The organism is Candidatus Brocadia sp., from assembly GCA_021646415.1.
GTDB lineage: Bacteria > Planctomycetota > Brocadiia > Brocadiales > Brocadiaceae > Brocadia.
The window spans coordinates 62,572-74,443 of sequence record SOEU01000014.1; the positions used below are offsets into that span (position 1 = coordinate 62,572).

The following is an 11,872-nucleotide window of genomic DNA, read 5'->3' on the forward strand; positions in this document are numbered from 1 at the left end:
TACAGGTAAATGGGAAATTGGAACATCCCCCTTAATAGCAGATCAAGGGGCTGACGGTGCAACGGGATTCGGCTTAGCAGATGCCCTCAAGGCTTGGAAAAAGTTTAAATTTTTGCAAAAAAACAGATACGATTATGACAGAAGATATCTTGTTTATAATCACGCAACGAAAAGAAGTTAGCATTACCTATCCATTCACCATGAAAGGAAATTCAATTTATGCCATTCTATGTAATTAAAGGCACTTTCCACGTTTTAGGTTACTCTCCAGATGGAGATTCTATTCGATTCAAGGCCGATAACAAGGTAAATTGGGCTAAATTATTTGGTCCACCTGTTAATCTGAATGCACAGCAGCACGCGCAGTTGCGCCTTGAAGCAATTGATACTTTAGAAACTCACTATCGAAATACACACCAACCATTTGAACTAGCTACAAGGGCTTTAGATTTTTTGTTGCACCAGCTTAACATCACATGTGTTCAATGGGATGTATTACGGACTAGAATAACTGAGGCAAATGATGGTACCGATGGATATATCATCAGCCGGAATGTGGAGCCGAATAGACGTCCTGTAGCTTTTGTTTTCTCAGGATCGCCACCCGAGCCTGATGGTTCTAAGGTTTTCTTTGATAGAGATTGGATATGTAAAAGCTTAAATTATCAATTGATTAAGGCAGGGTTGGCCTATCCAACGTACTATAAAGGATTATTCCCAGATCTCCGCTATGCATTGACTCAAGCAGTTACACAGGCACGCCAGGCAAATATCGAAATCTGGGCTAAGGATCGTACCAATACTGGGTTTGAAATAGATGGGTTGGAATCAATTTCAGAGCAGCATATTTTGTTTCCAAAACTATTTCGTCGCCTTGCTGAATATTTAGAGGCTGGCGGTCCTGTCGAAGGTTTTAAGGAATTCTTAGAAAGGAGAGCAGAGGGCGTTGTAGTAATCTCAGAGACACACTTTACACATTTCGATAACATAGTAGAAGTTAAGGGAAATAGGGTAAAAATGACAAAATTACCCGAAGATTTAGTGTTTGAGGGATGAAACATTGTTTCATATACTCATTTTTAAGGAGATCGCTTATGCCAGACCATTTTGATTGTGTTGTCTTAGGAGCAGGTATTGCCGGTGTTACAGCCGCCAGAGAACTGAAAAATGCCGGAAAGAGCATCTTAATACTTGAGGCAGCAAATCGTGTTGGCGGGCGAATGAGTTCCCGGAATGATTTTGTGCTCACCGATGACGGAGGTGCCGTAAAAGAAGGATTCCCAATTGAAGAGGGGGCTCATTTCATCCACGTTGATGAAGATCCATATAAAGAGTTCTGGGCAGAGATAGAACGCCAGAAATTCGGTTATGAAAAGTACTCCAAATTCAATCATGTTCGGGTCGCTTTTCCCGGAGATCCCGATCCAAATTGGAATTTACCCCAACCAGCTACGTGGGCACATACGTATGACCAGAATTTGTTTAAAATGGGACTTAAAAATTCTGGGCTCTTCGGAAAGATTAAAAATTTCGACATCACTAATGGTGATCAATCGGCAAAAAAATTTGTCGAGTCGATAAAGTATCAGGGAAAAGGGCATGATATGGCATTGTATGCTATCTCATCCCATACACCAGGGATATTGGCACTAGACGGCTTGCCTGCCAAACTTTGTCCACCGAATCACACGGGTGACCCTCACTGTAAATCTGTTGAAGACAACATCAGCGTTGCAGGACTGACCTTTGATAAAGTATCCGATCAGCTCCGTGAAGAGCTTTATGAATTCAAAATGCTCGGTCCTGATAAACAAAGATGTGGTTTCGACCAACTCCCGAAGACTATACTGAAAGAGTTTAAACGAGAAGTATCTGGGAAAAAAAAAGGGAAGATTCTTTATGAACACGAAGTTACCATGGTGGAAAAATTCGGAAAAGGGATCAAGGTAAAAACAAGAAACGGGATGGAATTTACCGCAGATGCTGTGATTTGCACCTTTTCTGTTGGGATGCTCCTGCATAAAGGATCGCATATTTTTGGGCAGTTCTTCCCCGAAGAAAAAAAGAAAGTCTTTGGCATCATAAAACCGGGGCCAATTGCCAAATTTACCATACAATTCAAGGAATGTGTGTGGGGGTATGACCATATAACAAATGACAATCATATGGCACTTTTAGTCAATCCAACCGGGCATAAACAAAAAGAAAATCCTCAGCCGCGGACATTCTTCACGTCCTTCCCTTATCTGGAAAACGGCCCTTATGTTCTTACCGCCTTAATGATGGGCATTGATTACTTAATTATAAAGAACATCGACGATAACAAAACGGCTGCTGAGTATATATTCAAGCGAATAGAAGAAATATACAACATGAAAGGCAAGTGGAACTGGAAGAAAAAACTGGTTTGGAAAAGTAATGATGAACCAAACGTTCACCGCAAGGACTGGGGGGCAGATAAGTGGTCAAGGGGTGGAAATTCCTATGTTAGTTACAATGAAGGAATGAGTATTGAGGAGATTAAAAATGCCCGTGAAACTTTGAAGAATCCACTCGAAACACTCCCTGTTTTCTGGGCGGGAGAAGCTACCGCTCCGGCATACAATAATCAATACCAGCCCTTATCCGTACACGGGGCTTATATCAGTGGGATAGAGGCTGCCAGAGATGTAATGAGTTACCTGGAGAACCCTGAAGACAAATCTTCCTTCAAAAAATATTATAATGAAAAATACGAGAAAATATCTGCAGAAAAAGTAATGGTTGCTATGCCTCATACGTTGAGTATCAACCTTAGAAAAAAAGAGTTTAAAATCATCGAAGAGTATGCAAATAAGCATACGAATGGAGATATCGGTCTGGCTGTAGAGGATTTGCTGGACTATGCTATAAGGGATCAGGGATGATGTTTGATAATGTAAGTTCTTGTAAAATAAACGCCTTTTGAGCAGGCGTGCACAAAACAGGTTGTATCTGGCCGAAGGCAGTCGTGAGTTTTATAAAGATAAGGAGGGGGAAGAATGAAGATTGAAGAATTTTTGCAGGAAGAGAATGGTGGTTTTTCATCTACCCGGTTAGCGTTTCTGCTATGGGCAGTAGGTGTGCTTATAATCTGGATTATCAATAGTGCAAAGAGTGGGACACTTCAGCCGATCGATGGTTCTGTAATAACGATCATGGGGATTTTGATGTGCTGGTAAGGATAGATCGGGAAGTAAAATACGAGCAGGAACACGATTGAATATTAGAGTAAACTTCACGAGCCACAATGATTCACAAAAATGCATCAAATATATCACCCTGGGGGGGAAATCAATCATTATCAGATGAATAATCCTCTGAATTACTTGATAATGTTGGATGTTTCGGTGGATCCTCTTACCGAAACAAGAATGAATACTCAGTACCGAAAACGAATCAGGAGTCATTGGCAGCGAATTTCGGCGTGAGGGAATTTTTATGCAAGTAATGAGCATTCTAAAAGTAAAGGAGAAAGACATGGATTATCTAAGATTATCAAGCATTATGAAAAAAACGATCTTTGGCTCTCTTCTCATCTGTGTCAGCCTCAGTTTTTTTACGTCCAGGATGGTATGGAGTAATCTATGGAATGGTAAGGTGGTTCTTCAAGGATTCTTCTGGGATTGCTGGAATGAAAATTATCCCCGGGACTGGTACACCTATTTGGCCAAACTTATCCCGCGCTTGCGTGATATGGGGTTTGATGGCATCTGGACCCCTCCACCCTGTAAAGGAAATAGTGGTATAAATGGTATGGGATACGATCTTTTTGATCATTATGACCTGGGGGATAAGGATCAGAAGGGTACGGTTGCCACCCGATTCGGAGATAAAGATAGTTTTCTGCGATTGATTGCGGTGGCGCATGCCAATGGTCTTGAGGTCTACCCTGACATTGTCCTCAATCATGTCATTGGAGGGGAGGAAGATTCAAATGCCCCGGGTGATAAGGCCAAAAAATTTCGTTACGCTGGATTTTCTGGGTTGCAGAACGGTCGCTGGGCAAAGGATCATTGGAATTTTCATCCAAATCCTGACCATTGGTGTACAACCGGCGACTGGTGTGAGCAGCTCTTTGGTCCGGATATTTGTTACCTGGATCCTGAACATGGTGGCGGGGGAAGCGGGAAATACATGAGGGACAGTGCCAGGGAATGGTTCGTGTGGTTTAAAAAGCAGACAGGTGCGGATGGATTTCGCTTCGATGCCGTAAAACATTTTCCTGCGCATGTAGTTGAAGATATTCTGTATAATGCTATGGGCAACCGGATTGATTTTTTTGCGGTCGGGGAGTTTGTGGGAAGCCAGCATCAACTGGATGAATGGGTCGGTTTAACCCGGAATCGATCAGGTACCTTTGACTTCTCTTTAAGGGACGCCTTTGCAAATATCGTTGAAGCCAGTGGTTTTTTCGATATGGGCAGCCTGCCTAATTACCAGCAAAAAAATCGAATAAAGACAGTCCCTTTCGTAAATAACCATGATACGTGGCGGGGTTATTTCTGGGATTCCAATCCCGGCTCCGATAAACATGACGACCGATCGGACGATTGGCGCAAGAATGGAGACGAACTTGCCCCTACCATTGATCCGGATAATGAAAGGACCGACGTTGTCTATGCTGCCGTTTTTGCTGTGGACGGGAGTCCCGTGGTTTACTATGAGGATCTTTTTGTAAACTACGGTCATAAACGTTTTAAAGCCGATCCTAAGACACTGACGGCTCGCAATTATCTTATAAATCTCATATGGGCTCATCAAAAGCTTAATTTTAAAGATGGTGCTTACAAAGTCCGCTATCAGGGATCGCCAGACCTCCTTATTATCGAACGCAGCGGGAAGGCATTGATTGGGATGAATGATCACGGCTCGCAATGGTTAGAGGCCTGGGTCCAGACTGATTTTGGAACTCATATTAAACTCCACGATTACAGTGGCTCTAACACCAATGACCTTACCACAGATGACAATGGATGGGTCAAAGTTTCTGTGCCACCGATGGGCTATTCAGTCTGGGGTCCTGCTGGAATGCAGGGTGAATTTTCCCCTCATTCCCTGAGGACGACGCAGGAGTTTCGGCTGGCTGATGACCTTGGAGATTCACGGACGTCCTCTCTTGGGTACGGTGGCAAGATCAGGTATGGCGAATATCGGACGGGAGGTTCTGTCTGGGTTGCTGCCAATTCAGTGGTCAAGATATGGGTTTATACTGAAGGGAAAAGGGATATCGAACTTCGAGTGGATAAACCCAATACGAAAGGTGCAAAGAGTAAAGATCAAGGTCAATACCTGGAGAATGGGAACGCTTCAGACAACAATTCTCTCTATTTGGAGTTTAGTGCCGACCGAGAAGGGTATCATCAACTTTCTGCACGAATTATTGAGAACGATCAAACACCAACTACAGCATATATTAAGGTTGAATATGAAGCGCCTGCTGTGTCAGACAAATTTTAATAAAAGATGTGTAGATAAGAAGATGTTCCTTCTGAATCTCGAAGGAATCGAGAAGTAGATCCTGAATCGCATTTCAGCCAATCGCCTTTCCTTTTTAAACATTCCTTGTCATGAAATCAGGCCATCAGCGACTTTTCGATGTAGAGCGAAGAGACTCTTCGCTCTACAAACCGCATAAATAAAAATGAAAAATTTTTGTCATGTAAAAATATATGAAATCTTGATATAATATGATTCGTAAATAGTAATCATTACATAAATCAATTTGGATTTGAGGGTAATAATGTATGAAGATTGCAGTCTCTGGCAAGGGAGGCGTTGGGAAGACGACGTTTGTCGCTACGCTGGCAAAGGTTTTTGCAGAAAGCGGGAAAAAGGTCATAGCAATAGATGCGGATCCTGTTTCGAATTTAGCGGCAACTTTAGGTATTAAAAATCTATCAGAGATAGTCCCGATTAGCCAGATGAAAGATTTGATAAAGGAACGCACAGGAGCCTCTGATGAATATGGAAAGTTTTTCTCATTAAATCCAACGGTTTCAGATTTGCCTGAAAAACTTTCTTTGGAACATGAAGGGGTTAAGCTTATGGTGCTGGGGGCTATAAAGCGAGGTGGCGGTGGGTGTGCTTGTCCCGAAAGCGCTTTTTTGAGGGCATTGCTGAGCCACCTTATTGTACAAAGGGATGAGGTCGTAATTGTAGATATGGAGGCGGGCGTTGAACATCTTGGCCGTGCTACCGTGCGGTCGGTAAATGCGCTGATTGTAATCGTAGAGCCTGGTTCCAAGAGTATCCAAACAGCTTTTCAGGTCAAAAAACTCGCTGACGATATAGGCCTGAAGTCGGTTTATGCCGTAGGGAACAAAGTGGCATCTGATGGACACCGGTCGTTGATCGAGCATGGGTTACAGGGTATTCCTGTTTTAGGGTTTATTTCCTACAATGACAAGATCCTTGAATCAGACATTATGGGAAGATCGGTCTTTGCAGAAAATAGCCAGTTACTGTCGGAAGTAAGGCAGATAAAGAACAGCCTGGAAGATTGTACAAAAGGCAAGTAAAAGTTTGTATTTTCCCTTGATTTCGATGTATTTATTTTTGTAATATGTTGTTCTATATTGCCACATGCAAGTGTGGTGGATATGCGGTCTGGCTTCATAAATTATTAATTGTGTTAGTCGGCCTGGTATTCGTGGGCATGGTATAAGGAGGGTTGTAATTATGGAAGAAAAACAAAAGACAGTCGATCAAGTGATGCTTGATAGAATGAAAGAAATGAAAGTGGAGACTATGTATGACAGATACCAGGCACAGCTTCCACAATGCGGATTTGGTAGTCTTGCGTTATGTTGCCGTCATTGTAACTATGGGCCATGTAACATCGACCCGTTTGGCAAAGGGCCGAAGAGGGGTGTTTGTGGTGCCGATGCCAATACCTTTGCTGCAAGACACTTCCTGAGAATGAGCGGTGCGGGAACTGCCTGCCATTCGGACCATGGGCGTGCGGTAGCACATCTCCTGGTCGCCACAGCAAGAGGCGAGGCGCCGGGATACAGGATTAAGGATGTCGATAAGCTTATGATGGTCGCCGAGTTGTTTGGGATAAAGACGAAGGACCGTAAGATTAATGAAATTGCCGAAGAAGTGGGTGAGATGGCGCTGATGGAGTTCGGAAAACCATACGGTACTCTGTTGTTTCTGAAAAGGGCGCCTGAGGCCCGCCAAAAAATATGGGAAAAAGTCGGTATTGCGTCAAGGGCTATAGACAGGGAAGTGTGCGAGAGTTTACATAGGACAGGGATAGGCGGCGATCAGGACTATAGAAACCTGACGAAGCAGGCCATGCGTGTTGCGTTGGCGGATGGTTGGGGTGGCAGTATGATAGCGACAGAATTACAGGATATCTTGTTTGGCACTCCCAAACCTGTTCAGGGGAGGTCAAGTATGGGGGTTCTCAAAAAAGATTCTGTGAATGTGATTGTTCATGGACACGAACCACAGCTTGCAGAGGCGGTGGTTATGGCCTCCAGCGACCCTGAGGTTACCAGGGCGATTCATGCAGCAGGGGCAAAGGGGATAGTGATTGCGGGCCTGTGCTGTACGGCAAATGAACTCCTTGTCAGACATGGAATTCCTATGGCCGGGCATATGACTATGCAGGAGCCTGCGATTTCCACGGGCGCGGTTGAATTAATGGTTGTGGATATACAATGCGTAATGCAAGCAATTGTAGAGACGGCAAAACACTTCCACACAAAGATAGTTACCACACTGTCAAAGGCGAAAATATCTGGCGCCGAGCATGTAGAATTTACCGATGACCATGCGCTCGAGGCAGCAAAGAAGATTCTGCTTATGGCAATCGAGAATTATAAAAACCGCGACCCTAAAAAGGTATTTATTCCCAGCAGTGCAGAACCTAACCTTGTTGCCGGTTTTAGTCACGAAACTATTAAATACATGCTAGGTGGAAGATTCAGGGCGAGTTACCGGCCTTTAAATGATAATATCATAAATGGAAGGATTCGGGGGGTGGCCGGGATCGCTGGCTGTACGAGTCCAAGGGTTGGAGCAGGTGAACTATCATATGTAAATCTGGTAAGGGAGTTGATTGCTAATGATATATTGGTCGTGGCAACAGGTTGTGCTGCGGGACAATGTGCTGACGGGGGGGTGATGATCCCTGAAATGAAGGATGCGTGCGGTGCGGGGCTCAGGGAGGTTTGTGAGGCAGTGGGCATACCGCCCGTATTACATTCCGGTGCCTGTGTCGATAACAGCCGTATTCTTATAGCAGTGTCTGAGATGGCAAAGGAAGGCGGTTTGGGAAATGATATTAGCGATTTGCCAGTTGCAGGGGTATGTCTCGAATGGATGAGTGAAAAGGCAATTGCCATTGGTCAGTATTTTGTCGCATCGGGAGTTTACACGATCTTTGGTATGAATTCTCCGGTGACAGGGGCGCCCGATATGCAAAGACTGTTAACAAAAGAGATGGAGGAGTTAGTTGGTGCCAGGTGGGATTTCGAAAAGGATTTCAAGAAAATAGCCAGGATGGTGATGGATCACATAGAAAAGAAGAGAGACGCACTTGGTATAAACGTGAAAAAGGAAAGAAAGCTCTTTGATATGGCCGAAAGAAGGGCGCTGGAAAGGGAATGTAAACCTGTTCCAGAGGGGCATCATTAATAAAAAGATTTAAAGGGGTATTTTTATGTCGAAGATCATCTGTTCTGCCGCCATCCGCGGCGCGTATCAAATTGTAGACAAGGCTGATCAAAAGCTTGCTGAAGCAATCGCGCAGAAAGGGCGTGATTGTAAAGTAGAATTCCCCAATACAGCCTATTATTTGCCAATCATTTATTCAATGACGGGTATTGCCGTAAAAACTTTGGAGGATTGTGTCCATGTGTTAGGCATGGCTCGAAGCATGTTGCCTCCATTACCTGCTGAACATAACTGGGTTCCATATTTGGGTCACACCCTGGATGCAGGTATGGCTACTCTTTTTGCCGAGGAGGTGTACGAGGCCTGTAAATATTTAATTGGACCTCACCCGGTGGATGGGATATGGCTAGGGGCTGCCGATGATGTTATCATGCGCGAACGCGGTATTGAATTCGTGGATGGTACGGCTCCTGGTTTTGCAGCTATTGTTGGATGTGCACCTGATGCAGACACAGCCGTCAAGATTGCCAGAGAACTCCAGCAAAAGAATCTTTATGTATTTATACAATCCAATAACCTGGGCGTATCTTTTGCTGAACAGTTGGCTGAAAAAGGTGTCCAGATGGGATGGGATACCCGATTGGTACCCTTTGGAAAAGAAACCTCAGCAGCAGTATATTCTCTTGGTTTTGCAAACAGGGCTGCCCTTTCCTTTGGAAATGTTCCGGCGGGTGATTTCAGGAGAAATCTCCTGTACAATAAGAATCGTATCTTTGCATTTGTCCTTGCATTGGGTACAGAAGTTACCGATGAGCAATATGCAAATGCCGCTGGCGCTATTAACTACGGATTTCCAACGATAACCAATATCGATATTCCTGAAATATTACCCACAGGTGTCTGTACTTATGAGCATGTGGTTTCAAGGGTACCTGTTGATAAGATTGTTGATAAATGCATCGAGGTGCGCGGATTAAAGATTTCTATCCACAAGATTGAAATTCCAGTAGCGTACGGTCCGGCTTTCGAGGGTGAACGCATAAGAAAAGAGGATATGCAAATTGAAGTTGGCGGTCCCGGTACACCTGCCTTTGAATATGTATGTGCAAAGGAAAGCCATGAGGTAGAAGATGGTAAAATACAGGTTATAGGACCTGATCTGGACGAAATTAAGCCTGGTCCTGGTGTGTCTCTTGGTATTATGGTTGAAGTATATGGTCGAAAGATGCAGCCAGACTTTGAACCTATCTTTGAGCGGCAGATGCATCGTTTCCTGGGTGAGGCTCAGGGATTGTTCCATATGGGACAGAGGGATATTATCCGGCATCGTATCAGCAAGGAGGCCTTCAAGGCTGGTTTCAGGATTAAGCACATAGGAAACATTATACACGCCAAATTTCATAGTGATTTTGGAGCTATCGTTGATAAGGTTCAGGTGACCTTATATACAAAAAGAGAAGATGTGGAACGATTATTAAAGGACATACGTGCCGCATATGCGGAGCGTGACGCGCGGTTGAAAGGTATGACCGATGACTCTGTGGGCATGTTTTATAGTTGCACGCTCTGTCAAAGTTTTGCGCCCACACATATTTGTGTTGTAACTCCGGAACGGTCAGGATTGTGTGGTTCTGTGAGCTGGCTGGATGGAAAGGCTGGGTATGAAATTAATCCCACAGGTCCGAATCAGCCGATCGAACGTGGGAAGGTGATTGACGGGAGATTGGGACAGTGGGAAGGTACGAATTCATTCATTTACAACGGCTCAAACAGATCCCTTGAGAAGGTGAGTTTGTACAGCATCATGACAGACCCTATGACGAGTTGTGGTTGCTTTGAGTGCATTTCAGCCATGTTGCCCATGACCAACGGGATAATGGTGGTAGACCGTGACTTTACTGAGATGACACCTTGTGGTATGAAGTTTTCCACGCTTGCCGGAACGGTTGGCGGTGGATTGCAAACACCGGGGTTTATGGGGCATAGCAAGTTTTATTTAGGCAGCAGAAAATTTATTTCCGCAGATGGTGGCCTTGCCCGTGTTGTGTGGATGCCCAAGGCACTAAAGGAGGAGCTGGCAGAAACTCTTTCCAAAACAGCTGAAGAGTTGGGTCTTGAAGATTTTCTCAACAAGATAGCTGATGAAACGGTTGCGCAGACCGAGGAAGATGTCTTGACATACATGCAGAAGGTCAATCACCCAGCGCTTGCCTTAGCGCCGATGTTCTGATTTTTAAACGAGAGATATTGTGAGTTCCATAGGGACTGTAGGTTGGGTGATGCGGAGTGCACCCAACAAAAAAGATACTCCAGCGGGTTCAGGTTTGTAACCTGAACCCTTAAATTTGGCCGAACAATAGCCCATATGCTGCCATGGGAAGCTTTTGAAGGTATAAATATTTCAGGTTCAAGTTACAAACTTGAACCTGCGAAGACGACTTAATACTTATTTATTACACGTATATTTTTTATTCTGGAGTCCATTCATGATCGTTGATATGCCAATCCCTTTCCTGAGAAAGGGACAAGTTGTAAGTAATCAGGATGAGGGTGCTAGCGAAGAGAAGGAAAAGCGTTACGGAGGCGATCTGATTTCGCGGTTATTGAAAACCCGTACGGTTATGATCTCGGATGAGGTGAGTAAAAAAATGGCACAACAGATCATGACGCAACTCATACTTCTTGAAGGGGAAAACAATGAGGATATTAAAATGTTTATTAATTCCCCTGGAGGAGACGCCGATGCCGGTTTTGCGATCTACGATATGATGCGATTTGTAAAGCCAAAAATAAAAGCCATCTGTGCGGGAGTTGCGGCCAGCGCAGCTGTAATTATTTTGCTTGGTGCAAAAAAGGAAAATCGGTTCAGCTTGCCCAATGCGCGCGTTCTTATTCATCAACCTTCAACGGGTATTCATGGGACTGCCGCTGATATTCAAATTGAAGCCGGAGAAATACTCAAATGCCGGGAAAAGATCAATCGATTAATTTCTGTGGAAACAGGGCAGACAATAGAAAAAGTAGAATCAGATACCAAAAGAAATTTCTGGATGTCAGCTGAAGAGGCGCTCAAGTATGGATTAGTCAGTAAAATCATACAAACGAGTGATGATCTTAAAGTATAATTTTATGGTAATTGCCTGATATCAAATGAGAGTTTTTTGCGTTTTATAACCACCATTTTATTTTTTTTTGTGAACGAGGGTGAATGGGTGGTTATTCATTT

8 protein-coding genes are annotated in these 11,872 nt (G+C 44.0%); all 8 read left to right on the plus strand.

Annotated features, from left to right (window positions below; genetic code table 11):
* The first annotated feature begins 219 nt into the window (after positions 1-219).
* The 8 genes from E3K36_11910 (at position 220) to E3K36_11945 (ending at position 11,771) form a co-directional block, all read left to right on the plus strand.
* Positions 220-1,056 carry a hypothetical protein gene (locus E3K36_11910; GenBank protein MCF6155930.1) on the plus strand — a complete coding sequence of 279 codons (837 nt, stop codon included), beginning with the start codon at positions 220-222 and terminating at the stop codon, positions 1,054-1,056.
* Positions 1,053-2,906, plus strand: coding sequence for an FAD-dependent oxidoreductase (locus tag E3K36_11915; GenBank protein ID MCF6155931.1), 1,854 nt, complete (start codon positions 1,053-1,055; stop codon positions 2,904-2,906). Before E3K36_11910 ends, E3K36_11915 begins: the two co-directional genes overlap by 4 nt.
* A gap of 114 nt (positions 2,907-3,020) precedes the next feature.
* Complete coding sequence (locus E3K36_11920; GenBank protein ID MCF6155932.1) at positions 3,021-3,200, plus strand: hypothetical protein; 180 nt, start codon at positions 3,021-3,023, stop codon at positions 3,198-3,200.
* Positions 3,201-3,459: 259 nt separating this feature from the next.
* On the plus strand, positions 3,460-5,478 hold the full coding sequence (locus tag E3K36_11925; GenBank protein MCF6155933.1) for a DUF1939 domain-containing protein: 2,019 nt from the start codon (positions 3,460-3,462) through the stop codon (positions 5,476-5,478).
* A gap of 287 nt (positions 5,479-5,765) precedes the next feature.
* Positions 5,766-6,539, plus strand: a complete 774-nt coding sequence (locus E3K36_11930; protein ID MCF6155934.1) for a carbon monoxide dehydrogenase — start codon at positions 5,766-5,768, stop codon at positions 6,537-6,539.
* A gap of 160 nt (positions 6,540-6,699) precedes the next feature.
* Entirely contained in the window at positions 6,700-8,667 is a 1,968-nt protein-coding gene (cooS, locus tag E3K36_11935; GenBank protein MCF6155935.1) for an anaerobic carbon-monoxide dehydrogenase catalytic subunit, read from the plus strand.
* Between the two features lie 25 nt (positions 8,668-8,692).
* Positions 8,693-10,876 carry a CO dehydrogenase/CO-methylating acetyl-CoA synthase complex subunit beta gene (gene cdhC, locus E3K36_11940; GenBank protein MCF6155936.1) on the plus strand — a complete coding sequence of 728 codons (2,184 nt, stop codon included), beginning with the start codon at positions 8,693-8,695 and terminating at the stop codon, positions 10,874-10,876.
* 268 nt (positions 10,877-11,144) lie between these two features.
* The gene (locus E3K36_11945) at positions 11,145-11,771 is read left to right on the plus strand and encodes an ATP-dependent Clp protease proteolytic subunit (GenBank protein ID MCF6155937.1); all 627 of its coding nucleotides are present in this window, start codon (positions 11,145-11,147) and stop codon (positions 11,769-11,771) included.
* The last annotated feature ends 101 nt before the right edge of the window (positions 11,772-11,872 follow it).